The organism is Paraburkholderia sediminicola, from assembly GCF_046026855.1.
Lineage (GTDB): Bacteria > Pseudomonadota > Gammaproteobacteria > Burkholderiales > Burkholderiaceae > Paraburkholderia > Paraburkholderia sediminicola_A.
The window spans coordinates 1-24573 of record NZ_JAQQET010000050.1; the positions used below are offsets into that span (position 1 = coordinate 1).

A 24573-nucleotide genomic window follows, 5' to 3' on the forward strand; every position below is an offset into this window, starting at 1 on the left:
CGATTTCGGCGACATCATGCAAAACCGCATTTTTCCTCACATGTTCGGCGACCTCGCGCGCGACTTCGGCCAGCCGGTCATGCTGTGGCAGGTCGGCGTGCTGCTTGGGACGCTCGCCGTCGCGTGGTTGCTCGCGCGTCTCTTGCGCCGGACGCTTGATCTGCGGCGCCAGACGCGTTATCAGACCCTGCGCTTCGGCGCGGAAAGCCTGAACCGCGCGTTCTTTCCCCTGATCGGCGCGGCGCTCGTCTGGCTGGCACAGGCTATCACTGGTCAGTTCATGCACACCGCGCTGCTCAATCTGGCGCTGGTGCCGCTGTTCGGTATTGGCCTGATTTACATCGTGTTTTTCTTCGCGCGGCGGGTTTTCAGTCAAGACGGCGCGAACCATCCCTGGCTGTTCCTGGTCGAGAAAATCGTCTCGCTGATCGTCTGGATCGGCATGGTGCTCACCGTGATGGGCATTCAGGACGACGTTATCGACTGGATGGGCAGCGTGCGCTTCAGGGTCGCAAACGCGCACATGACGCTGCTCTCGCTCACCACGGGCCTCCTATGGGTGTGCGTAACGATGATCGTCGCGATGTGGCTCGGCGCGACATTCGAAGACCGCCTGATGCGCTCGAAGACGCTCGACGCCAACCTCAAAGTGGTGGTGGCGCGTGTCGGCCGTGCGGCGTTCGTGCTGGCGGCGGTGCTGATCAGCCTGTCGCTGGTCGGCATCGACATCACGGTGCTGGGCGTGTTCGGCGGCGCGTTGGGTGTGGGGCTCGGGTTCGGCTTGCAGAAGATCGCCAGCAACTACGTCTCGGGTTTCATCATCCTGATCGACCGCTCGCTGCGCATCGGCGACACGATCAACGTCAGCGGCTTACAGGGCATGGTCACGCAGATCCGTACGCGTTATACGGTGGTGCGCGGACTGGACGGCATCGAAACGCTGATTCCGAACGAAAAGCTGATTACGGACGTGGTGCAGAACCAGTCCTCGTATCTGACGCGCGGCTACGCCAAAGTGGCCGTGCAGGTCGCCTATACCTCGGACGTCGAGCAGGCGATGGCGCTGCTCGCCCAAGCCGCGCAAGATGTCGCACGAGTACTGCAGGAACCAGCTCCCACGCCCTATCTCGCGAGCTTCGGTGCCGATGGCATCAATCTCGAACTGGGCTTCTGGATCGAAGACGCAGCGACAGGTACCTCAAGTGTGCGATCGGCCGTCAATCGCAACATCTGGCGTCTGTTCTCCGAGCACGGCATCTCGATTCCTTTCGCGCAACGCGAAGTGCGAATCGTCGGCAATGTGGGCGACGCGATGCCGCAGGCGGTAACAATGACCGCTCCCGCGGCAAATCAGGCCGACAGCGCCCGCTGACGGGCACTTCGAACCCGCCGGCCGGTCTAAAAATGACCTCCGGCGCGTTCCATCCTGTTGATGTCACACAAAAAATCCCTATTTGTTACAAACACTTGGAACGCTTCAAGTAGAATATCGTCCAATCCCGCTGTATGCTTTCACTTTCTTGACACGCGCATTTTGCGTGTGTCTGGCGTCTCTTGTTCCACAGGTAAATTGCCTTGTTGAATTCCTTGCTTGATTTCCTTGCCCACGGCTTGCTCCACTTCTCGTGGTGGCAACTTGTGCTGTACACCCTGGTCGCGACGCACATCACGATCATTGGCGTGACGGTCTATCTGCATCGCTGCCAGGCGCACCGCGCACTGGAGCTGCATCCGGTCGTCAGTCATTTTTTCCGCTTCTGGCTGTGGATGACCACCGGCATGCTGACCGGCCAATGGGCCGCGATTCACCGTAAGCACCACGCCAAGTGCGAGACCGAAGAAGATCCGCACAGCCCGCAAACGCGCGGCATCTGGAAGGTGGTGCTCGAAGGCGCGGAACTGTACCGTTCCGAAGCCAAGAATGAAGAAACGATGCGCAAGTTCAGTCACGGCACGCCGAATGACTGGATGGAACGCAACGTCTACACCAAGTACCCGATCCTCGGCGTGAGCCTGATGATGGTGCTGAACGTCGCGCTGTTCGGCGTCGTCGGTCTGACCATCTGGGCCGTGCAGATGGTGTGGATCCCGTTCTGGGCGGCCGGTGTGGTGAACGGTCTCGCGCACTGGTGGGGCTACCGCAACTTCAATTCGTCGGATGCCAGCACCAACATCTTCCCGTGGGGCATCATCATCGGCGGTGAAGAGCTGCATAACAATCACCACACGTATGCGACGTCGGCCAAGCTGTCGAACAAATGGTACGAGTTCGACATTGGCTGGATGTACATCCGCATCATGTCGGCGTTCCGTCTGGCCAAGGTGAAGAAGATCGCGCCTACGCCGCGTTTGACCTCCGGCAAGCTGGTCCTCGATCAGGACACGCTGCAAGCCGTGCTGGCGAACCGCTACGAAGTGATGGCGCGTTACGGCAAGGCACTCAAGCGCGCTTACCGCCAGGAGCTTGCACATCTGAAGGAAGTCGGCGCGCGCGAGAAGTATCAGGTGATGCGCGGTGCGCGTAGCTGGTTCCACAAGGAAGAAGCGGGTCTCGACGAGCCGCAGAAGCGCCAGTTGCCGCAGATCTTCGCGAACAGCCAGAAGCTCAAGACCTACATCGACATGCGCAATGAACTGGCGGCGATGTGGGAGCGCTCGAATGCGTCGCGCGATCAACTGCTGGTTCAGTTGCAAGACTGGTGTCACCGCGCGGAACAGAGCGGTATCAAAGCGCTGCAAGACTTCGCGATGCGCCTGCGCCGTTATGCTTGATCGTATGCCTGATCGCGAAATCCTTTAAAATTTCGTTACGTCACAAAACCCCGCGTTGGCGGGGTTTTGCTTTTTGGGCGGCGGATATGTCAACGACCCACGATTGACAGTCCGCAGCGGGCAGAGCGAGGGCAGAGGAGATCATGGATCAGCAGGCGATCAGGACCGTCGAATACGACCGGCCACAGGCGCAGGGCACAACCTGCGGGATCGGGCACGCGTGGGCGAAAGTGCCCGACATGCCGTCGGCGGAACAGAAGGTGGCGCTCAAGGAGCGCATCCGCGCATTGCTTAAGCGCGAGAAAGCGGTGCTCGTCGCGCATTACTACGTCGACGCGGAATTGCAGGAGCTCGCCGACGAAACCGGCGGCTGCGTGGCCGACTCGCTGGAGATGGCGCGGTTTGGCCGCGATCACGAGGCACAAACGCTGGTGGTGGCGGGCGTGCGCTTCATGGGCGAGACGGCGAAAATACTCAGTCCGGACAAGCGCATTCTGATGCCCGATCTCGACGCGACCTGTTCGCTCGACCTGGGCTGTCCTGTCGATGAATTCTCGGCTTTCTGTGACGCACACCCGGATCGCACGGTGGTTGTGTACGCGAACACCAGCGCGGCCGTCAAGGCTCGTGCGGACTGGATGGTGACGTCGTCGATCGGGCTGGAAATCGTTGCCGATCTGCACTCACGCGGCGAAAAGATCATCTGGGCGCCGGATCGGCACCTCGGCAGCTACATCCAGAGCAAGACCGGCGCGGACATGCTGCTGTGGCAGGGCTCGTGTCTCGTGCACGACGAATTCAAGGGCATTGAACTCGATCTGCTGCGCGCTGAATATCCGGGCGCGAAAGTGCTGGTGCATCCGGAGTCGCCGGCTAACGTAGTCGCGCAAGCGGACGTGGTGGGTTCGACAACCCAGTTGATCGACGCTGCGCAAAAACTCGACGCGACGCATTTCATCGTGGCGACCGATCTCGGCATTCTGCACAAGATGCAGCTCGCCGCGCCCGGCAAGACGCTGATCGCCGCGCCGACGGCTGGCAACAGCGCGACCTGCAAGAGCTGCGCGCATTGCCCGTGGATGGCGATGAACGGCCTCGCCAATCTGGCTGAGGTGCTCGAACGCGGTCACAACGAAATCTTCGTCGATCGAGCGATCGGCGAGCGGGCGCGTTTGCCGATCGACCGGATGCTCGACTTCGCGGCGCGGCACAAGAAGCGGGTGCAAGCCAGCGGTGATCTCGCGCGCGACGCGCAACTGTATTCGAACGTGGGAGCAGCGTAATGGGAGCGGTGGAACGCAATCAGATCGAGGCGGTCTCGCCGCTGTTCGCGGAGATTCATGCGCAGTACGGCGCCGCATTCGATGCTGCGTTGGCGCGTAACGTGGCCGACGCGCTGGCCGAAGATATTGGCGCAGGCGACCAGACTGGCCGCCTTGTCCCCGCAGACGACATGCGCGATGCACGCATCATCGTGCGCGAAGATGCCGTGCTGTGCGGCGTGCCCTGGTTCAACGCGGTGATGCGCCAGGTCGATCCACGTATCGACGTGCAGTGGCGTTATCGCGAGGGCGATCGGATGACAGCGGATACGTCGGTCTGCGAGCTGCGCGGTCCTGTGCGTGCGCTGTTGACTGCTGAACGCAATGCGCTGAATTTCCTGCAACTGCTCTCGGGCGTGGCAAGCGCAACGCGCCGCTATGTCGACGCAATTGCCCACACGCAAACGCGTATCCTCGATACGCGTAAGACCTTGCCGGGTTTGCGGCTCGCGCAGAAATACGCAGTGCGCGTCGGCGGCGGGGCGAATCAGCGACTCGCTTTGTACGACGGCATTCTGATCAAGGAAAACCACATCGCTGCAGCGGGCGGCGTTGGCGCGGCAATGGACGCGGCGCTCGGGCTGAACGCGGGCGTGTCGATCCAGATCGAAGTCGAAACGCTGGCGCAATTGGAAACCGCATTGGCACACCGCGCGCAGTCCATTCTGCTGGATAACTTTTCGTTTGATGCGATGCGCGAGGCCGTGCGTATCACGGCAGGGCGGGCAGTGCTGGAGGTGTCCGGCGGCGTGAACTTCGAGACGGTGCGGACTATCGCGGAAACGGGCGTCGATCGGGTGTCGATCGGTGCGCTGACCAAAGATGTTCGGGCAGCGGATTACTCGATGCGGATCGTCTGAGTCGCGCGCGTCTAGGCTTAAGCTTTCGCAATCAGTGAAAAGGCCATCGCCGGATAACCGGCGATGGCCTTTTCATTTCAGTTTCTGGAAATCACACGTTGCGGTTACGCACATGCTCCGGCGACAGCACCGAGGGCAGCGCTTTAGGCAACGTGGCCGGCCAATCGCGGCTGAAGTGCAGGCCCCGGCTTTCACGCCGTGAGCGAGCGCCTTCGACGATCAGCGACGCCACGTCGACCAGATTGCGCAGCTCGAGCAAATCGCGGCTCACCTTGAAATTCGCGTAATACTCGTGAATCTCGTCGCGGAGCAGGGCAAGCCGATGCTTGGCTCGTGCGAGCCGCTTGTCCGTACGCACGATGCCGACGTAGTTCCACATCAAGCGGCGCAGTTCATCCCAGTTGTGCGCGACCACCACTTCTTCGTCCGGATCGGACACACGGCTTTCGTCCCAGTCCGGCAGTGGTGCATGGACAACGGCGCTGAAGCCTTCTTGCTCGATGGCCTGCGCAGCGGAGCGTCCGATCACGAGACACTCGAGCAAGGAGTTGCTGGCAAGCCGGTTCGCGCCGTGCAGGCCTGTGCATGAGGTCTCACCAACCGCATAGAGACCGGCGAGATCGGTCCGGCCTGCCAGATCGGTTACGACGCCGCCGCACGTGTAGTGCGCGGCAGGCACAACCGGGATCGGCTCTTTGGTGATGTCAATGCCGAATTCGAGGCAGCGGGCCAGAATTGTCGGGAAATGCTCGCGCAGGAATTCAGGCGGCTGATGGCTGATGTCGAGATATACACAATCGATGCCGCGTTTCTTGATCTCGAAGTCGATGGCACGCGCGACGATGTCGCGTGGCGCGAGTTCGGCGCGTTCGTCGTGGTTCGGCATGAAGCGCGTGCCGTCCGGCAGCTTCAGGATGCCGCCTTCGCCGCGTACTGCTTCTGAGATCAGGAACGACTTCGCATACGGATGGAACAGACAGGTCGGATGGAACTGGATAAATTCCATGTTCGAGACGCGACAGCCCGCGCGCCAGGCCATGGCGATGCCGTCACCGGTCGCGGTGTCGGGATTGGTGGTGTACAGGTAGACCTTGCCGGCGCCGCCGGTGGCGAGCACGGTATGCGGCGCTTCGATTGTCACGGTGCGGCCGCTTTGCAGATCGAGCGCATATAAACCGTGGCAGCGACGGCCTGGCAGACCGAGACGGTCGGACGTGATCAGATCGATCGCGTAGTGGTCTTCGAGCAGGGTGATGTTCGGATGACGGCGTACACGCTCGCTGAGCGTCGCGACCACTGCATGGCCCGTCGCATCCGCAGCATGAATGATCCGGCGATGGCTATGGCCACCTTCGCGTGTCAGATGAAAGCCAAGCTCGGCAGCGTCGTCTTTGGTGAACGGCACGCCTTGCTCGATCAGCCATTCGATCGCGGCACGCCCATGCTCGACGATAAAGCGTGTCGCTGCCTCATCGCACAGGCCGCCGCCGGCGATCAGCGTGTCGCGCACGTGGTTTTCGATGCTGTCCGCTGAATCCAGTACGGCGGCGATCCCGCCTTGCGCCCAATCGCTTGCACCCTCGGTCATCGATCGCTTGGCGACCACCGCAACCCGCCGGGTTTCCGCGAGATTGAGCGCGACGCTCAAACCTGCCAGACCGCTACCGACAATCGCCACATCGAATTCCATCGCCTGCATCTCCGTCTTTCGTTTTGCCGTGGCGGCATGCTGTGTGCATGCCGCTAAAACGAGAAAGGATACGCGTCGCGACGAATGAGGGAAAGCTGGCCGAATGGGATAAGACTGTTCTGATGGGCAAAGGGCAGTCAAACTGCGCGAAAATGGCACGCAGAAAACAAAAAAGCCTCGCATAAATGCGAGGCTTTTTTGCAAATCGTTTTGCCTTCGTCAGGCAGGAGCCAAGATTTACTTAATCTTGGTTTCCTTGTAGTCAACGTGCTTGCGGACGACCGGATCAAATTTCTTGATCAGCATCTTTTCCGGCATGTTGCGTTTGTTCTTCGTCGTCGTGTAGAAGTGACCCGTGCCTGCGGTCGATTCCAACTTGATCTTGTCGCGTGCGCCTTTCGCCATGATTTACTCCTTAGGCTTCACCGCGTGCGCGCAGATTTGCGAGCACAGCGTCGATACCGTTCTTGTCGATCAGGCGCAGGCCGGCGTTCGAAACGCGCAGACGCACCCAACGGTTTTCGCTTTCCACCCAAATACGGCGGTTTTGCAGGTTCGGCAGGAACCGGCGCTTGGTTTTGTTGTTCGCGTGGGAAACGTTGTTGCCGCTCATCGGCGCTTTCCCAGTTACTTGGCATACGCGTGCCATGAGAGCACTCCTAATACGCTAATTCTGAGTTCGAACGCCGTGAAAGTTTCCCGAAAAGAGCCGCGCTTAAGTTTCTGGAACTTCAGTCGCTTTTCCTTTCCGGAACGCCTTGGTGGCTTCGGAACAGGGGGTTGGAAATAGGCAAACCGGAATTATAGCGGAAAAAAAGCCGCAAAATCAAACCTTATTTGCGATGCCGAAGACGGCGCAACGTTGCGGCGACCCTGGTTCACGCTGTGTCACGGCCAGCCGGCGCGGGCAAACGAGTACGTGCAATCTGCGCCAATCACGAGATGATCGATCAATTGCACGTCGATCAGCGCAAGGGCCTCGCGCAGCGTATGCGTCAGCCGGCAGTCGCTTGCGCTCGGCTGGACGGCGCCGGAAGGGTGATTATGCGCGACGATCAGGCTGGCGGCATTCAGACTCAGCGCCCGCCGCACGATCTCGCGAGGATACACCGCCATGCGTGTTAGCGTGCCGCGTGCGCTTTCCTCAACGCGGATCAACCGATGCCGGGCGTCGAGAAAGAGCGACACAAAAACCTCTTGCGTCTTACCGCCTATGCGCAGGCGCAGATAGTCTTGCACGGCTTCAGGCGAATTCATCAGCGAACGGCCCCGCATTCTATCGACCAGCGAGCGCCGCGCCATCTCCATGATGGCGAGCAGCTGCGCCTTTTTAGCGGGGCCGATGCCGCGCAGGCCGTCGAAGTCCGAATAGGTTGCGTCGAGCATCGCCCGCATCGAGCCGAACCGCTCGAGCAGAGTGCGCGCGACATTGAACACATCGTGACCGGGCAGGCCCGAGCCGAGTACCAGCACGATCATTTCGGTATCCGACAGCACGCCGGGTCCTTCCTCGATCAGGCGTTCGCGCGGCATGTCGTTTTTATGCCATTTGCCTCGTACGAGCGGTCGAGTTGCAGATGCGCCGGCGTTCGCGGTGGCGTCGACGGTGCTGACGCTATTACCGGCCAGGGGATCGCCAGCTACGACGCCAGCGTGCGGCAACGTCAGGGCGGGTGCTGGAGCGGCGGGTGCCGCAGGCCCCGGCAAGGCCGTTTCGAGTGTTGCTTTGTCTACTGTGCAGGCATAGTCGGCCATGTGGATATGGGTCCTCCAGTTCGGGTTTGGGGCAGCGCGCGGTGCGTGGCCGTGCCGCGATGCGCGCGACGGACCCAAGCCGCCGCCCGCTATGTGGCTTACAATAGACACTTTGCGCACGGCACCCCGACGGGTTTGCCACACGCGTCGACTGCGCCCGCGGCGCACGCGTGCAGCGCGCTTCGACTGAGCGAGCATTGCATGAGCATCATCGACATTTCCGAAGTGAAGCCCGGTTCACACGTCACGCTTCACTACCGGCTTTCCCTTGCCGATGGCGCTGAAGTCATCAACACGTTTGCCGACAGGCCGGCCACGCTGCTACTCGGCGCGGGCCAACTGGCACCGCCGCTGGAAGACATTCTGCTGGGTTTGAAGGTGGGCCACCATTCGACCTTTCAGCTAACGCCGGGTCAGGCGTTCGGTCCGCGCAATCCGGAGTTGATCCAGCGGGTCTCGCTGGCCACGCTGCGCGAAAACAGCATGATTGGCGAGGACTTTTCGCCGGGTGACCTGGTCGAATTCAACGCGCCGGGTGGTGGCCGCTACGCTGGCGTCCTGAAGGAGGTCGGCGAAACGTCGGCATTGTTCGATTTCAACCATCCGCTTGCCGGCCAGGCGCTGGCGTTTGAAGTGAAAATCATCGGGATTCTGTAAACATGAGCATCACGGATACGACTCTTGCCGAAGCCGAGATCCTGCTGGCGCAGCCGCGTGGGTTCTGTGCCGGCGTCGATCGGGCCATCGAAATCGTGGAGCGGGCCATCAAGCTGCACGGCTCGCCGATCTATGTGCGCCACGAAATCGTCCATAACGCCTATGTCGTCGAGGATTTGCGCAAAAAAGGCGCAATTTTCATCGAGCAGCTGGAAGAAGTGCCGGCCGGCAATACGGTCATTTTCAGCGCGCATGGCGTGTCGAAAGCGGTGCGCTCGGAAGCCGAGTCGCGTGGCCTGCGGGTGTACGACGCCACCTGTCCGCTCGTCACCAAGGTCCATATCGAAGTCGCGAAGATGCGCCAGGATGGCTTCGACATCGTGATGATCGGGCACAAGGGGCACCCTGAAGTCGAGGGTACGATGGGGCAGGCGGGCGAAGGCATGCATCTGGTGGAAGACATCAAAGACGTGCAGGCCCTGCAGCTGGCCGATCCCGACCGGATCGCGTTCGTTACGCAAACCACCCTGTCGGTCGACGACGCAGCCGAGATCATCGGCGCCCTGAAGGCGAAATATCCAGCGATCCGCGAGCCGAAGAAGCAGGACATCTGCTACGCCACGCAAAACCGCCAGGACGCGGTCAAGTTCATGACGCCCCAATGCGACGTCGTGATTGTGGTCGGCAGCCCGAATAGTTCGAACTCGAACCGGCTGCGCGAGCTGGCCGAAAAGCTCGGTGTGCCTTCCTATATGGTGGATTCGCCGGATCAGATCGATCCGGTCTGGGTCGAAGGCAAGCGCCGGATCGGTGTGACGGCGGGGGCCTCGGCACCGGAAGCGCTCGCGCAAGCGGTGATCGGCCGGTTGCGTGAGCTCGGCGTGCGCAATGTGCGCGCGCTTGAAGGCATCGAGGAAAACATCGCGTTTCCGCTGCCGCGCGGGTTGGGTCTGCCTGCCTGACAATCAGCCGACGTTTTTGAAAGAAAAGCGCGCCTACGGGCGCGCTTTTTTTACGTCCGCAGATTTCAGGGCGCTTCGTTAATAAAGTGCCAGATCATTAGAAAAGATGCTTTTTAGTGTTCTCCCATACAAATTCCTTTGAATTGTGATTGGCCTTTTAATCAAATTTCTGACGATATGGCCCCAATTAAAACATGACAAACGCGTTGCGTCGATTTTTGACGCACTAAAATAGTGCGCGCGCTCTGATATCAATAGAAACGTAATACTTAACGCGAAGCACGGTGCAATCAGGGATCGGGCCATATCGCTGCAACACTTGATGCCATTGGGTGCGGCGCTGGTGCAACTGATGCACGAAAAATAGTCGCAACCGGGTTGCGCCTCTTGTCGAATTTCTCTCTCAAAATAAGGTTGCAATGCAGGAAAACCCCACCGTTTCAACAATATTGCGCGTCGCATAATTGGAGTTACAATGCGCGCGTTCTCAAGGCCTCCGGGTCCCGAACAATGGATTTTGCAAGGCGCAGGAGACCTACTTAATGCGAGTCAAATTTGCTTACGCCGTGTCCATCGTGACCGCGGTTGCGATGTTGACCGCGTGCGGCAAAAAACCGGAAGGCGAGGCGGGAGCAGGTGCATCGGCTGCCGCAGCGGCTGCAGCACCGGCAAGCGAGGCGACTATCGTGAAGATCGGCCATGCGGCCCCTTTGACGGGCAGCATTGCGCATCTTGGTAAAGACAATGAAAACGGCGCACGTCTGGCGGTCGAGGAGATCAACACACAGGGTTTGACGATCGACGGCCACAAGATCCAGTTGGAGCTCGACGCGCAGGATGATGCCGCGGACCCGAAAACGGGAACGGCGGTCGCAGAGAAATTCGTCGACGATCATGTCGTTGCCGTGATCGGGCACCTGAATTCGGGCGTCTCGATTCCGGCCTCGAAGATCTATAGCGATGCCGGGATCGTGCAGATCTCGCCGTCGTCGACGAATCCGGGGTACACACAGCAAGGTTTCAAGACGACTTATCGGGTGGTCGCGACCGATGCCGAGCAGGGTCCGGCGCTTGCCAATTACGCGACGAAAGTGCTTGGCGCGAAACGCATCGCGATCGTTGACGACTCGACCGTCTACGGCAAGGGACTCGCCGACGAGTTCGCGAAAGCAGCACAGGCGAGCGGGGCGAAGATCGTCGCGCGCGAAGCCACGAATGACAGGGCTACGGAGTTTCAGGCCGTCCTTAGAAAGATCAAGAGTGTTCAACCGGACGTCATCATGTTCGGCGGAATGGACGCGACGGGCGGGCCGTTTACCAAACAGGCGGCGGCGCTCGGCATCAAGGCAAAAATCCTTGGCGGCGACGGTGTGTGTACCGACAAGGTGGGTGAGCTGGCGGGAACCGCCGTGCAAAACCTGGTCTGTTCGGAGGCGGGACTCGCGCTTTCGAAAATGGACAAGGGAGCGGACTTCGAAAAGAAGTACGTCGACCGCTTCCACACACCGGTGCAGATTTACGCACCGTTCACGTATGACGCTGTGTACGTGATTGTCGATGCAATGAAGCGCGCTAATTCGATCGAGGCGCCCAAGGTGCTGGCTGCGATGCCGTCCACCGATTACAACGGGGTAATCGGCCACATCGCGTTCGACGACAAGGGTGATTTGAAAGAGGGCGCCATTACGCTTTACGACTTCAAGGACGGCAAAAAAGCGGTCCTCGACGTCGTGAAGATGTGATGACGGGACGTTTAGCCTGACGGCACCGAAACCACCCAACGGTGCCGTTTTTGCATCCGCCATCGGTAAGTTCGCGGCTGCATCACAGTCGTAAGACGAACCGGGCAGCGGATAACCCTTACCGGTCTTTTACATCAGTACCCGCAGTGCCGTTGAGATTGGCGTACCGCATCACCGCCCACCGGCTGATGAAGAACGCGAATCCAGTCGCACGGGCTAAGGAGCATTAAATGGATATCTTCATCCAGCAGGTCCTCAACGGGCTGGTGCTTGGCAGCGTTTACGCCATCATCGCACTGGGCTATACGATGGTTTACGGCATTCTGGGCATCATCAACTTCGCGCACGGCGATGTGTTGATGGTGGGCGCGATGGTTGCGCTCTCAGCCATAGGCGTGCTTCAGAACCACTTCCCCGGCCTCGGCAATGTGCCGACGCTCATCATCGCGTTGATCATCGCGGCAGTGGTTTGCTCGCTGGTCGGCTACACGATCGAGCGCGTGGCCTACCGGCCGTTGCGTAAAGCACCGCGTCTCGCTCCGCTGATCACCGCGATCGGCGTGTCGATCCTGCTGCAAACCCTCGCGATGATGATCTGGTCGCGCAATCCGCTGCCGTTCCCGCAGCTGTTGCCCACTGACCCGATCAACGTGATCAAGGCCACCGACACGACGCCCGGCGCCGTGATCTCGATGACCGAAATCGTGATCATCGTGGTGGCGTTCCTCGTGATGGGCGGTCTGCTGCTGCTGGTTCACAAGACCAAGCTGGGCCGTGCGATGCGTGCGATTGCCGAAAACCCGGGCGTCGCGAGCCTGATGGGCGTGAACCCGAATTTCGTGATTTCGGCGACCTTCATGATCGGCTCGGCGCTTGCCGCTCTGGCCGGCGTGATGATCGCGTCCGAATACGGCAACGCACACTTCTATATGGGCTTCATCCCAGGTCTGAAGGCCTTTACCGCGGCGGTGCTAGGTGGGATCGGCAATCTCGGAGGGGCGATGGTGGGCGGCGTGCTGCTCGGTCTGATCGAACAGTTGGGGGCGGGCTATATCGGCAACCTCACGGGCGGTGTGTTCGGCAGTAACTATCAGGACGTGTTCGCGTTCATCGTGCTGATCATCGTGCTGGTGTTCCGTCCGTCGGGTCTGCTCGGCGAACGTGTTGCGGATCGCGCCTGATCCCTGGGAGAAAGCAAACATGACCTCAATTCAACCGATCGAGCCGTCCACGACGCTCATCCCTGAAAAGAACCTGACGAAGACGCTGACGGTCGGCATCATCACCGCGATCTTCGTGATCGCGGCGCCAATGATCATCGGCGCGGCCGGCGGCAACTACTGGGTCCGCGTGCTCGACTTCGCGATGCTGTACGTGATGCTCGCGCTGGGCCTGAACGTGGTGGTCGGCTTCGCCGGCCTGCTGGACCTGGGCTACATCGCGTTCTATGCAATCGGCGCTTACGTCGCGGCTCTCCTGAGTTCGCCGCACCTGACCTCGCAGTTCGAGTGGATTGCGCATCTGTTCCCGGGCGGCCTGCATGCGCCGATCTGGATCATCGTGCCGATAGCCATGGCGCTCGCCGCGACCTTCGGGATCCTGCTCGGTGCGCCGACCCTGCGTCTGCGTGGCGACTACCTCGCGATCGTGACCCTGGGCTTCGGGGAAATCGTGCGGATCTTCATGAATAACCTCGACCGTCCGGTGAATATCACCAACGGGCCGAAGGGGATCACGGGGATCGATCCAGTGTCGGTGGGTGGCTTCAGCCTCGCGCAGACGCATTCACTGTTCGGCATGCAGTTCCCGTCGGTGTACTTGTACTACTACCTGTTCGTGCTGTGTTCGCTGCTGGTGATCTGGGTCTGTACGCGTTTGCAGCACTCGCGTATCGGCCGTGCATGGGCCGCGATCCGCGAAGACGAAATCGCCGCCAAGGCGATGGGCATCAACACCCGCAACGTGAAATTGCTGGCCTTCGCGATGGGTGCGTCGTTCGGCGGGTTGTCGGGTGCGATGTTCGGCTCGTTCCAGGGCTTCGTGTCGCCGGAGTCGTTCACGTTCTGGGAGTCGGTCGTGGTGCTGGCGTGCGTGGTGCTTGGCGGCATGGGCCACATCCCGGGTGTGATTCTCGGTGCGGTGCTGCTTTCGGTGTTCCCGGAATTCCTGCGTTCGACGATGGGTCCGCTGCAGAACGCGATCTTCGGCCACGAAATCGTCGATACGGAAGTGATCCGTCAGTTGCTGTACGGCCTCGCGATGGTCGTGATCATGCTGTACCGCTCGGAAGGCCTATGGCCGGCGCCGAAGCACGAAGACAAGATTGCGAAACTGGCGAAGCGCAGCGGCAAGAAGCCGGTGCGCGCTTAAGGCCCGGGGAGAAATCATATGAGCGATAACGTAAACAACAGCGTAGGCAGCGACCAGATCCGCCTGTCGGTGAAAGGCGTGAACAAGCGCTTCGGCGGCCTGCAGGCATTGTCCGACGTCGGTCTGCAGATCAAGTCGGGCCAGATTTATGGCCTGATCGGTCCGAACGGCGCCGGCAAAACGACCTTCTTCAACGTGATCACGGGTCTGTACACGCCGGATTCGGGCGAGTTCAAGCTCGACAACGTGGAATACACGCCTACGGCCGTCTACCAGGTGGCGAAGGCGGGGATTGCGCGTACGTTCCAGAACATCCGTCTGTTCGGTGGCATGACCGCGTTGGAAAACGTGATGGTCGGCCGGCACGTGCGCACGAAGCACGGTCTGATCGGCGCAGTGTTCCAGACGCCGGCTGAGCGAAAGGAAGAGCGCGAGATCAAGGAGCGTGCAATCGAACTGCTGGAGTACGTCGGCATTGCGCAGTACGCGGACTACACGTCGCGCAATCTGTCGTACGGTCACCAGCGTCGTCTGGAAATCGCCCGCGCACTGGCAACGGATCCGAAACTGCTCGCACTGGATGAACCGGCTGCCGGCATGAACGCAACGGAAAAGGTCGAATTGACCAAGCTGCTCGACAAGATCCGCAGCGACGGCAAGACGATCCTGCTGATCGAGCACGACGTGAAACTGGTGATGGGCCTGTGCAACCAGATGACAGTGCTCGATTACGGCAAGGTGATTGCCCAGGGTCTGCCGCATGACGTGCAGAGGGATCCGAAGGTGATCGAGGCTTATCTGGGTGCGGGGGTCCACTAATGGCAACGGCAATGTTGAAAATCAAGGGCCTGCAGGTCAATTACGGCGGCATCCAGGCAGTCAAGGGCATCGACCTCGAAGTTGCGCAGGGCGAACTGGTCACGCTGATCGGTGCGAACGGCGCGGGCAAGACCACGACGATGAAGGCGATCACGGGGCTGAAGCCGTATTCGGCGGGTGACATCGAGTACATGGGCCAGTCGATCAAGGGCATCCCGGCGCACGAACTGCTCAAGCGCGGTCTGGCGATGGTGCCGGAAGGTCGGGGCATTTTCTCGCGCATGTCGATCGTCGAGAACATGCAGATGGGCGCTTATCTGCGTACCGACACGGACGGCATCAAGGCGGACGTGGATCGTATGTTCGGCTTTTTCCCGCGTTTGAAGGAACGGGCCACGCAGTATGCGGGCACACTCTCGGGCGGCGAGCAGCAGATGCTGGCTATGGCGCGCGCGATCATCAGCAAACCGAAGCTGCTGTTGCTCGACGAGCCGTCGATGGGTCTGTCGCCGATCATGGTCGAGAAGATCTTCGAAGTGGTGCGGGCGATTTCGGCCGAAGGCATGACCGTCCTGCTGGTCGAACAGAACGCGCGTCTCGCGTTGCAGGCGGCGAACCGCGGCTACGTGATGGACTCGGGTCTGGTGACGATGTCGGGCGACGCGAAGCAGATGCTGGATGATCCGAAGGTGCGCGCGGCTTATCTCGGCGAATGAGCTCGGTGAATAAGCTGGGTAAATAAGCAGGGCGAATGAGTGATGGGTGAATAACCCGGACCCAGTTTGCGTTAGCCGTAAAAAAGGCCGCATGCCTTCAGGCATGCGGCCTTTTTCTATTCAAGCGCGTGCCTGTGCCTAAGCCGCCGGCGCTTCCGCGAGTTCTCCCAGGCGTTTGCCGAGACTGACCACGGCATCCGCGCGATAACCGAGCGTCTCATAGAACGCGCGCACGTCGGCCTTCGCGGACAGCACCTGCAAATTCAGTTTCGGGCAGCCGCGTTCGGTCAACGCGTTTTCGACGTGTGCGACCAGACGCGCGCCGATGCCGTGACGACGCAACGATTCAGCCACCGCGAGCGAATACAGCCAGCCTCGGTGCCCGTCGTAGCCACCCATCACCGTGCCGACGATACGTTCGTCGAGCCCTGCGACAAAGAACAGTTCCGGTTGTGTCGCCAGCTTGTTCGCGATCGACAGATGCGGGTTGCGCTGCGGCCTTGTCACGTCCCGGTACTCCGGGAACGCTTCCTGCCATAGCGCGACCACGGCATCGGTGTCGCGCGCTTCGAAGCAACGGATCGATAGCGTTGTGGTCGTCGTCATACGCGCTTTCCCAGGTGATTACAGCGTGTCGAGAATTGAACGCAGCATCGCCATCATCTGGTCGATTTCTTCGTTCGTGACGTTCAGCGCCGGCATGAAGCGCAGCAGGTTCGGACGCGCTGCGTTCAGCAACAGGCCGTCGGGCTGCATCACGCGCGCCTTCTCGACGATCTGGTTGCCGATGTCCTTGCCGAGCAGCAGGGCGCGCAGCAGACCTTCACCGCGTTCGCCTTCGAAGCCGCGCTCTTCCGACAGTTCGAGCAGCTTGGCGCGTAGATATTCGCCACGCGCGCGCACACCTTCGAGGAAGCCCGGCGCAGTCAGTTGCGAAATCACCGAGTAGCCGACCGCGGTCATCAGCGGATTGCCGTTGTACGTCCCACCCTGGTCGCCCGGTTCGAAGATGGCGATTTCAGCTTTTGCGAGCAGCGCCGCGAGCGGCACGCCGCCGCCGATGCCCTTGCCGAGCGTCATGATGTCCGGTTCGATGCCAGACAGTTCGTACGCGAACAGGGTGCCGGCACGGCCGCAGCCGCTTTGCACTTCGTCGACGATCAGGAGCAGATTGTGCTGTTTGGTCAACGCGCGCAGTTGCTGCATGAACTCGCGTGTGGCGGGAATCACGCCGCCTTCGCCCTGAATCGGCTCCAGCATCACCGCGACTGTCTTCGCGTTGATCAGTTTTTCAACCGACGCGATGTCGTTCAGATCCGCTTTCGGGAAGCCCGGCACTTGCGGAGCGTAGATCGTGTCCCAGCCCGGCTTGCCGCTTGCGGACATGGTCGCGAGTGTGCGGCCGTGGAAGCTGTGATCGAACGTGATGATTTCGAACGCGCCGTCCTTGAACTTCTTGCCCCACTTGCGCGCGAGCTTGATCGCGCCTTCGTTGGCTTCGGCACCGCTGTTCGCGAAGAACACCTTGTCGAAACAGCTGTGTTGCGTCAGCAGCCCGGCGAGTTGTGCCATCGGACCGTTGTAGAAGGCCGGCGACGGATTGAGCAGCAGTTGCGCCTGCTTGTTCAGCGCTTCGATCATGCCGTCGTTGCAATGGCCGAGGCTGTTGACTGCCCAGCCCTGAATGAAGTCCAGATATCGCTTGCCGTTATTGTCGTAGAGCCACGAGCCCTTGCCGTGCGTGAAAACGATTTCGGGCCGGTTCGTGATGTACATCAGCGACTCGATCGGGTACTCATTGAAATTCATAACGGCAGACTCCAGACAGCGGGTGAGGGGTTAATGAGCGGTTGGGGGAACGCAAAAAAAGCAAACAAAAAAGCCACGGCGTGCCGTGGCTTTCATGATTCGAACTGCTTGCGCCTTTGTGCGGCGCGAATCCGTGACGAAGCCAGCGGCGTCCCTAGGGGAGCGGCGAGCGGCGACGTCGAAGTTCGGACTGGATGCGGTTCATGCGCCAAAGAATACGACAAGGAAAGCGCTGGTGTAAACCATGAATTTGCACAAATTGGCGTCAAGCAGGATTTTTGCGCATCGGCCTCAATGCTGACATGTTGCTCACGAACGGCCCGGTCGCGTTTCGATCAGGCCGTTCACTCATTCAAACCGCGTTCGCCAGATCCGCCGCGCTCGTGAAGGAATCCGCGTAAAACTCGTCTTCCGGCAGACTGTGGTGCTGGGTGAAATCGCGCTGCGCCGACTCGACCATCACCGGTGCGCCGCACGCGTACACCTGGTACGGCGACAGATCCGGCAGATCCTCGATCACCGCGCGATGCACGAAGCCGACGCGGCCCGTCCATGCATCGCTCGCGTCCGGTTCCGACAGCACCGGCACGAACTTGAAGTTCGGGATCTCGCGAGCCCATTGCTCGGCGAGATCGAGCAGGTACAGGTCCTTCTTGCGGCGCGCGCCCCAGTAAAGCGTCATGGGCCGGTTGAGATTCTTGAACACCGCGTGCTCGACGATCGCCTTCAGCGGCGCGAAGCCGGTGCCCGAGGCCAGCAGCACGATCGGCTTGTCCGAATCTTCGCGCAGGAAGAACGTGCCGAGCGGCGCTTCGAAGCGCAGGATGTCGCGCTCTTTAATCGTGTTGAAGACGTGATCGGTGAAAGCGCCACCGGGCATGTGACGGATATGCAATTCGATCGGACCTTCCGCGTGCGGCGCGTTCGCCATCGAATAGCTGCGGCGCTTGCCATCCTTCAGAATGAATTCGAGGTATTGGCCGGCCAGATATTGCAGACGTTCATTTGCGGGGAGTTGCAATTTCAGCACGACGACGTCGTCGGCCTTGCGCTCGATTGCGTTCACGCGGCACGGCAGCTTCTTGACCTGCACGTCGCCCACGCCGGCCACTTCGCGGATATCCACCTCGAGATCGGAGCATGCCGTCGCGCAGCAGAAGAGCGCCATGCCGCGCGTCTTTTCGTCGTTCGACAAGGCCGACGACGAATGCTGACGCTGTTCGATCTGACCGCTGACCACGGTGCCCTTGCAGGAGCCGCAGGCGCCGTTCTTGCAGCCATACGGCAGGCCGATGCCTTGCCGCAGGGCCGCGATCAGGACCGGTTCGTCCTGTTCTACCTGAAACTGCCGGCCGCTTTGCCGGAGCGTGACGTTAAATGCCATAGAGTGTTCGAAATCGAAGAGTCGGTAATCGTTATCGGACCCGCTGTACAACTGTGCGGTACCTGCCGCGCTTGACGGCTACAATGCGTCCACCATGAAAGCGACACGAAATTTACGCCGACCACGCGTGTTAATCGTAGGCTGCGGCGATGTCGGCATGCGCTGCGTGCCCTTGTTGCGGCCGCGCGCGCATGTCTTCGCGCTCACCAGCCACGCCGGGCGCAGCGCCGAATTGCGCGCCGCTGGCGTCACGCCGCTGGTCGGCGACCTCGACGCGCGCCGCAGCCTGAAACGGCTTGCGGGTCTCGCGCCGACGGTACTGCATCTCGCGCCGCCGCAAAAGACCGGCGATGACGACCGCCGCACCCGTGCCTTGCTTGCTACGCTGAGCGCGCGCCGCGATCGCGCGCTGCGTGCCGCGCGCGGCGCGGTGGCACCGGTCGGGCGGCTGCGCCGCGGGTTGCGCAACATGAGTGCCTCGTGGGCGGAATCTGAAGCAGCCAATATTGTACCCGACAGGGTGCGCTGGACCGCCACTCCGCACGCGCCTGTGAGGCTTGTGTATGCGAGCACGACAGGCGTCTACGGCGATTGCGGCGGCGCGTGGATCGACGAAACGCGCGCGTCGCAGCCGGCCAATGCGCGTGCCAAACGCCGCGTGTCGGCCGAGCGGCAATTGCGGCGCGCCACTGCGAGAGGCGTGATTGCTGCGAGCATCGCGCGGATTCCGGGCATCTACGCGCGCAACCGTCTGCCGCTCGCGCGACTGGAAAAGCGCACGCCGGCCTTGATCGACGCTGACGACGTCTACACCAACCATATTCACGCCGACGACCTCGCCGCGATCCTGGTGCGTCTCGCCACGCGCGGGCGCCCGGGGCGCGCGATTCACGCGTCCGACGATACGTCGCTGAAAATGGGCGAGTACTTCGATGTGGTGGCCGATGCGTTCGGCCTCGAGCGCGCGCCGCGCATCACGCGCGCGGCGGCGGAGCAGCAGATCGAGCCGACCCTGCTGTCCTTCATGCGTGAATCGAGGCGGCTCGTCAATCGACGCCTCAAGGAAGAGTTGCGCGTGAGCTTGCGGTATCCGAGCGTTGAGGATTTCCTGCGCGCAGCTTCACAGCCTTAGGTTAGTGCCGGCAACGCCTCCAGCAACAGGAAGCACAGCATTGCGCCAATCAGTGCGCCGATCAGGTTCGGATGATATTTGTGCCGCAGCCGCATTGTGACCAGCAGTCCGCCGACCAGAACCAGCCCGAGACACGTGAAAGCAATCATCGTGGACGAGATTTCAATAGTGTCGTGGATGACCATGGCGCCCCTCCTTGAACCCTTTGTAGTCTTTGTTTAAACGAGTATAGGGCGAGTTGTAAGGAAGATCATGCTGCGATGCAACGTGTAATCGGGCGTCCCGCAGCGCCTATGTGAGGCCGCGCACACGATTCTCCTGACGCATCAAGGCTTTAAAAGGGACCTACCGGTTTACCCGCTCAGTAAAGATCCGAGGTCGGTTTCGCCGAGCCATTGCCACGCACCTTCTGCGAGCGTCGCGGGCAATGCGAGCCCGCCAATGCGCTCGCGATGCAGCGCTTCGCAACGGTTGCCGGCCGCCGCGATCATTCGCTTGACCTGGTGATACTTGCCCTCCATCACGGTGAGGGCAAGCGAGTGCTCGCCGCGCGCCCGGGCGTCGACGGCGGGGATCGGTTTGGGCTCGCCGTGCAGCAAGACACCGTCGCGTAAGGCACTCAATTGGACGTCGTCGATGGGATGGCGCGTGGTCGCGACGTAAAGCTTCGGCACTTTGCGTTTCGGCGACGTGAACATGTGAACGAACTTGCCGTCGTCGGAGAGCAGCAGGAGGCCGGTCGTGTCCTGATCGAGACGGCCCACGCATTGCACGCCACGTTCGGCGAACTGCGGCGGCAGCAGGCTGAACACGCTCAGATGATGCTGCGGGTCGCGCGAACATTCGTAGCCGGCGGGCTTGTTCAGAAGCAGATAGGCGTGCTCGCGATACGGCCAGACGACCTCGTCCACGCTGAAGCAGAACGTGCTGTCATGGGTTGGGAAATCGGCGTCGGCATTGGCGCAGACCGAGCCGCCGATACTCACGCGGCCGTCGCGGATCAGCGCCCGGCATTGGCGGCGCGAGCCGAAACCTTGAGTGAAGAGGATGCTTTCGAGATTCATGGCGAGCGAAGAATAACACCGCAAGAAGCGGAGCGCCGCGCGGCGTCATAGCGACCACGATGGTCTTCCCACATCCCGTCGCAGGAGTTCATCGATGCACGCCGCTTCCTCTTCCCCGTCTTCATCCGCGATCCGTCTGCCGCCCGCATTCCAGCGGCTCGCCTGGTCGAATCTGGTCGCACAATCCGCTGAGCAGATCAGCCTGGCCGCTGCGCCGCTCGTCGCCGTGTTCGCGCTCGGCGCCGGCGCGCGCGAGACGGGCCTGCTGCAAACCGCGCAGACGCTGCCGTTTCTCCTGCTGTCGATTCCACTCGGCGTATGGGCTGACCGCCGCTCGCGCCGCACGTTGATGACGCTTGCCGAAAGCGTGCGCGTGGTCGCGATGCTATGCGTGCTGCTGCTGGTGATGACGCATTCGCTGAGCTTGCCGCTGCTCGCCGCACTCGGCTTCATTGCTGCAACCGGCACGGTGGCCTACAACGTTGCCGCGCCTTCGCTGGTGCCGTCGATCGTGCCGCGCGAGGCGTACGCCCAGGCCAACGGCCGGCTCGAACTGGCACGCAGCGTCGCGTATTCGGCGGGGCCGGCGCTCGGAGGCGTGCTGGTCGGCTGGATCGGCGCGGGATGGGCGTATGGCTGCGCGGCCGGGCTATCGGCACTGGCCGTCGCGTTGCTGGCGGGGCTGCGCGAACCGCCGCGAGCGGCCGCTTCCCAGCGGCACTTCCTGCTGGAACTGCGTGACGGTACGCGCTTCGTGCTGCGCGACGCGCTGCTGCGTCCGATGCTCGCCACCGCGATCTTCTTCAACCTCGGTTTCTTCGTGCTGCAAGCGGTGTATGTGCCGTACGCCGTCCATCGTTTGGGACTGAACGCGTCGATGGTCGGCGTGACGCTCGGCGCTTATGGCGTCGGCATGGTGTGCGGCGCGCTCGCCGCACCGGCTATCGCGCGGCGCCTCGCGTTCGGACGCGTGCTGATCATCGGGCCGACGTGCGGTTTGTTTGCCTCGCTCGTGATGGTCGCGACGATCCTCGTGCCGTCGTTCTGGCTGGCGATGCTCAGCTTCTTCCTGCTCGGCGCCGGACCGATTTTGTGGGTGGTGGGTTCGACCACGCTGCGCCAGGCGATTACGCCCGAACGGATGATGGGCCGCGTCTCGGCGCTCAACAGCACGGCGACCTATGGGGCGCGGCCGCTGGGCGCGTTGCTCGGTGCGGCGATCAGCGCGCGCTGGGGGATGGACGCGTGTCTGGTCGCGGCTGCCGCAGCTTTTCTTGTGCAGGCGCTGATCATTGTCATGTCGCCGGCGGCACGGCTTGCGCACATTCCCGCGGGGGCCGCGATCGCGCAATGAAAACTGGTTTTCATCGGATGGCAATGGGGCGCGCCGCCGCACCGCCGGTCATCCGTGAAAACCCTCGAAAATGAAAATGAATTTTTTTTGATGGGATTTCTATGTAAATATACTTTCATTCATTTTGATTACAGTCGCCGCGCCACCGCGCCGGCTCGCTCGCATGATCCATCACTCGTCCGTTGCTTCGAACCCCGCCGAGCAGGCTATCGCCGCGCGCATCGCCGTAGCAATGCCAACCCTCACGCCGATCCATCGGCGCATGGGTGAATACGTGCTGGCGAATCTGTTCCGCGCGGCGACCATGCGGATCGACGAGCTGGCGAGCGTGGTTGGGGCGTCCGTGGCGACAGCGAATCGCTTTGCCCGCGCGCTTGGCTTCGACGGTTATCCGCAGTTTCGTGAAGCGCTCGTGCGCGGCTTCGAAGCGACGCTCGCGCCGGTTGAGCGGCTGCGAAGCGCGCAGGAGTCGCTCGCCTCCGGTGACGCGCTGCTCGATGCGCTGCTCGAACAGGCGGCGGCCAATCTCCATTCCACACGCACCGCGATCGACAGCGCTGCAGCCGAAGCAGCCGTTGAAGCGATCATCGCTGCGCGCCGCGTGTTCGTGCTCGGCTATGGGGCCAGCGCGTTTCTCGCCGGTTTGATGGAACACGGCTTGATGCCGTATCACGACAACGTGCAGTCGCTCGCGCTGATCGGCGGACCTTCGCATGCCGCGCGGCGTCTGTTCACCGCGGACGACGGCGATCTGGTGATCGGCATCGCGTTTCCGCGTTATGTCGAAGACACCATCGAACTTTCCCGGCGTGCGGCAGGACGCGGCGCGCGCGTGCTTGCGCTAACCGACAGTCCGCGCTCGCCGCTCGCACAATTCGCCGATCTCGCGCTCTATATCCGCTCGGAACGGCGGCTTGCGGCCAATGCCGATTCCGCCGTGCTGGCCGTGATCGAAGCCCTCTGCGACGCGGTCGCGTATCGCGCCCAACGCTCGGTCAAGGCCGCCGCCGGCGTCAGCGAATTCGTCTTGCCCTGGCTTACCGACCCACAAGCCGACCCACAAGCCGCACCGTCCAGCACTGCTGAGCAGTCCGCGCGCGCTTCTACTCGCACCACCCGCACTACGAAAGCCAAAAAATGAACACCAACGCAGTCATTGCCATTCACGGCGGGGCAGGCACGATCCTGCGCGCGTCGATGTCGGCCAGCGCCGAAGCCGACTATCACGCAGCCTTGCACGCCGTGCTGAGCGCGGGCCAGCGCGTCCTCAACGACGGCGGCAGCGCCCTCGACGCTGTCAGCGAAGCCGTGCGTCTGCTCGAAGACTGCCCCCTCTTCAACGCGGGCCGTGGCGCGGTCTACACCGCGGCCGGCACGCATGAACTCGACGCGGCCATTATGGACGGCAGCTCGCTCGACGCCGGTGCGATCTGCTGCGTGACGCGCATACGCAATCCGATTCTGGCGGCGCGCCGCGTACTCGAACGCAGCGAACACGTGCTGTTTACGGGCGAGGGCGCGGAAGCTTTCGCGGCCGCACAGGGACTCGAATTCGTCGAGCCGGAGTATTTCCATACCGAAGCGCGTCATCGCCAATGGCAACTCGCGCGTGGTCAGCAGCGCGCGATGCTCGATCACGATGGCGCGACACTGGCCTCAGAAAATGACGACCCCACCCCGCACGAGCCGATCGATCCGAATCGTAAGTTCGGCACCGTGGGCGCGGTCGCGCTCGATCAGCATGGCCACGTGGCCGCTGCGACTTCGACGGGCGGTGTCACCAACAAGCAGGTCGGCCGGGTTGGCGATACGCCGCTGATAGGCGCCGGCTGCTATGCAGACGATGCAACTTGCGCGGTCTCGACCACGGGCTCCGGCGAGATGTTCATGCGCATGGTCGCTGCGTACGACGTCGCGGCGCAGATGGCCTACCGCAACGTCTCGCTCGAAGACGCGGCGCACGACGTGGTGATGAATCGTCTGCCGAAGATCGATGGACGCGGCGGACTGATCGCCGTCGATGCGCGTGGCAACGTCACGCTGCCGTTCAACACCGAGGGCATGTATCGCGGATTTGCGCGGGTCGGCGAGGCGCCGGTGACGGCGATTTATCGCTAATGCTTTCTCGCTGCGCTGTCGCTTGAACTGCCGCTTGAATTTTCGTT

General features: G+C 61.6%; 24 protein-coding genes. 15 read left to right on the forward strand and 9 right to left on the reverse strand.

The features are described 5' to 3' along the window. Positions 1-16 precede the first annotated feature (16 nt). The 4 genes from PQR40_RS36205 to nadC all read left to right on the forward strand — a co-directional run bounded on the left by PQR40_RS36205 (position 17) and on the right by nadC (position 4954). Entirely contained in the window at positions 17-1372 is a 1356-nt protein-coding gene (locus tag PQR40_RS36205) for a mechanosensitive ion channel family protein (RefSeq protein ID WP_408394335.1), read from the forward strand. Between the two features lie 203 nt (positions 1373-1575). Then, positions 1576-2772 (forward strand): DesA family fatty acid desaturase, encoded by a 1197-nt coding sequence (locus tag PQR40_RS36210; RefSeq protein ID WP_408222638.1) that lies wholly within the window; start codon positions 1576-1578, stop codon positions 2770-2772. A 143-nt stretch (positions 2773-2915) separates the two neighbouring features. Continuing rightward, positions 2916-4055, forward strand: a complete 1140-nt coding sequence (nadA, locus tag PQR40_RS36215) for a quinolinate synthase NadA (protein WP_408511061.1) — start codon at positions 2916-2918, stop codon at positions 4053-4055. After that, entirely contained in the window at positions 4055-4954 is a 900-nt protein-coding gene (gene nadC, locus PQR40_RS36220) for a carboxylating nicotinate-nucleotide diphosphorylase (RefSeq protein ID WP_408222634.1), read from the forward strand. The genes nadA and nadC overlap by 1 nt, the downstream gene beginning before the upstream one ends. A 91-nt stretch (positions 4955-5045) precedes the next feature. Here nadC and nadB read toward each other — a convergent pair whose 3' ends face one another. The 4 genes from nadB to radC form a co-directional block, all read right to left on the reverse strand. Beyond that, a complete protein-coding gene (gene nadB / locus PQR40_RS36225) occupies positions 5046-6644 on the reverse strand; it encodes an L-aspartate oxidase (protein ID WP_408222632.1) in 1599 nt (532 codons plus the stop codon). Positions 6645-6881: 237 nt separating this feature from the next. Then, entirely contained in the window at positions 6882-7049 is a 168-nt protein-coding gene (gene rpmG / locus PQR40_RS36230; RefSeq protein WP_006050116.1) for a 50S ribosomal protein L33, read from the reverse strand. 10 nt (positions 7050-7059) lie between these two features. Next, positions 7060-7293, reverse strand: coding sequence for a 50S ribosomal protein L28 (rpmB, locus tag PQR40_RS36235; RefSeq protein ID WP_408206534.1), 234 nt, complete (start codon positions 7291-7293; stop codon positions 7060-7062). Positions 7294-7532: 239 nt separating this feature from the next. Continuing rightward, positions 7533-8399 (reverse strand): RadC family protein, encoded by an 867-nt coding sequence (radC, locus tag PQR40_RS36240; RefSeq protein ID WP_408222630.1) that lies wholly within the window; start codon positions 8397-8399, stop codon positions 7533-7535. A 201-nt stretch (positions 8400-8600) separates the two neighbouring features. On the opposite strand from radC, the gene PQR40_RS36245 reads away from it, so the two are divergent. The 7 genes from PQR40_RS36245 to PQR40_RS36275 all read left to right on the forward strand — a co-directional run bounded on the left by PQR40_RS36245 (position 8601) and on the right by PQR40_RS36275 (position 15665). After that, complete coding sequence (locus PQR40_RS36245; protein WP_408222628.1) at positions 8601-9056, forward strand: FKBP-type peptidyl-prolyl cis-trans isomerase; 456 nt, start codon at positions 8601-8603, stop codon at positions 9054-9056. Between the two features lie 2 nt (positions 9057-9058). Then, complete coding sequence (ispH, locus tag PQR40_RS36250; protein ID WP_408222626.1) at positions 9059-10018, forward strand: 4-hydroxy-3-methylbut-2-enyl diphosphate reductase; 960 nt, start codon at positions 9059-9061, stop codon at positions 10016-10018. Between the two features lie 542 nt (positions 10019-10560). Beyond that, positions 10561-11760 carry a branched-chain amino acid ABC transporter substrate-binding protein gene (locus tag PQR40_RS36255; protein WP_408222624.1) on the forward strand — a complete coding sequence of 400 codons (1200 nt, stop codon included), beginning with the start codon at positions 10561-10563 and terminating at the stop codon, positions 11758-11760. A gap of 230 nt (positions 11761-11990) precedes the next feature. After that, positions 11991-12941 (forward strand): branched-chain amino acid ABC transporter permease, encoded by a 951-nt coding sequence (locus tag PQR40_RS36260; protein WP_074282431.1) that lies wholly within the window; start codon positions 11991-11993, stop codon positions 12939-12941. Between the two features lie 19 nt (positions 12942-12960). Continuing rightward, entirely contained in the window at positions 12961-14130 is a 1170-nt protein-coding gene (locus PQR40_RS36265; protein ID WP_408222621.1) for an ABC transporter permease subunit, read from the forward strand. 18 nt (positions 14131-14148) lie between these two features. Further along, a complete protein-coding gene (locus PQR40_RS36270; protein WP_408192355.1) occupies positions 14149-14949 on the forward strand; it encodes an ABC transporter ATP-binding protein in 801 nt (266 codons plus the stop codon). Further along, positions 14949-15665, forward strand: coding sequence for an ABC transporter ATP-binding protein (locus tag PQR40_RS36275; RefSeq protein WP_408511062.1), 717 nt, complete (start codon positions 14949-14951; stop codon positions 15663-15665). Before PQR40_RS36270 ends, PQR40_RS36275 begins: the two co-directional genes overlap by 1 nt. Positions 15666-15803: 138 nt before the next feature. On the opposite strand, the gene PQR40_RS36280 is transcribed toward PQR40_RS36275, so the two are convergent. The 3 genes from PQR40_RS36280 to PQR40_RS36290 all read right to left on the reverse strand — a co-directional run bounded on the left by PQR40_RS36280 (position 15804) and on the right by PQR40_RS36290 (position 18858). Continuing rightward, complete coding sequence (locus tag PQR40_RS36280; RefSeq protein ID WP_408222617.1) at positions 15804-16271, reverse strand: GNAT family acetyltransferase; 468 nt, start codon at positions 16269-16271, stop codon at positions 15804-15806. Positions 16272-16289: 18 nt separating this feature from the next. Continuing rightward, the gene (locus PQR40_RS36285) at positions 16290-17474 is read right to left on the reverse strand and encodes an acetylornithine transaminase (protein ID WP_408222615.1); all 1185 of its coding nucleotides are present in this window, start codon (positions 17472-17474) and stop codon (positions 16290-16292) included. 352 nt (positions 17475-17826) lie between these two features. Further along, positions 17827-18858 (reverse strand): CDP-6-deoxy-delta-3,4-glucoseen reductase, encoded by a 1032-nt coding sequence (locus PQR40_RS36290; protein ID WP_408394332.1) that lies wholly within the window; start codon positions 18856-18858, stop codon positions 17827-17829. Between the two features lie 94 nt (positions 18859-18952). Here PQR40_RS36290 and PQR40_RS36295 point away from each other — a divergent pair, with 94 nt between their 5' ends. Continuing rightward, positions 18953-19990, forward strand: coding sequence for a Rossmann-fold NAD(P)-binding domain-containing protein (locus PQR40_RS36295; RefSeq protein ID WP_408222611.1), 1038 nt, complete (start codon positions 18953-18955; stop codon positions 19988-19990). Here PQR40_RS36295 and PQR40_RS36300 read toward each other — a convergent pair. Both PQR40_RS36300 and PQR40_RS36305 read right to left on the reverse strand, forming a co-directional pair. Then, the gene (locus PQR40_RS36300; RefSeq protein WP_408206516.1) at positions 19987-20175 is read right to left on the reverse strand and encodes a hypothetical protein; all 189 of its coding nucleotides are present in this window, start codon (positions 20173-20175) and stop codon (positions 19987-19989) included. The two genes, PQR40_RS36295 and PQR40_RS36300, sit on opposite strands and share 4 nt — an antisense overlap. 168 nt (positions 20176-20343) lie before the next feature. Next, positions 20344-21054 (reverse strand): pseudouridine synthase, encoded by a 711-nt coding sequence (locus tag PQR40_RS36305; protein WP_408511063.1) that lies wholly within the window; start codon positions 21052-21054, stop codon positions 20344-20346. A gap of 94 nt (positions 21055-21148) precedes the next feature. Here PQR40_RS36305 and PQR40_RS36310 point away from each other — a divergent pair, with 94 nt between their 5' ends. From PQR40_RS36310 to PQR40_RS36320, 3 genes are all read left to right on the forward strand, one after another. Beyond that, on the forward strand, positions 21149-22408 hold the full coding sequence (locus PQR40_RS36310) for an MFS transporter (protein ID WP_408337532.1): 1260 nt from the start codon (positions 21149-21151) through the stop codon (positions 22406-22408). A gap of 163 nt (positions 22409-22571) precedes the next feature. Further along, positions 22572-23549 (forward strand): MurR/RpiR family transcriptional regulator, encoded by a 978-nt coding sequence (locus tag PQR40_RS36315; RefSeq protein ID WP_408394329.1) that lies wholly within the window; start codon positions 22572-22574, stop codon positions 23547-23549. Beyond that, positions 23546-24526 carry an isoaspartyl peptidase/L-asparaginase family protein gene (locus PQR40_RS36320; RefSeq protein WP_408222603.1) on the forward strand — a complete coding sequence of 327 codons (981 nt, stop codon included), beginning with the start codon at positions 23546-23548 and terminating at the stop codon, positions 24524-24526. Before PQR40_RS36315 ends, PQR40_RS36320 begins: the two co-directional genes overlap by 4 nt. Positions 24527-24573: the final 47 nt, after the last annotated feature.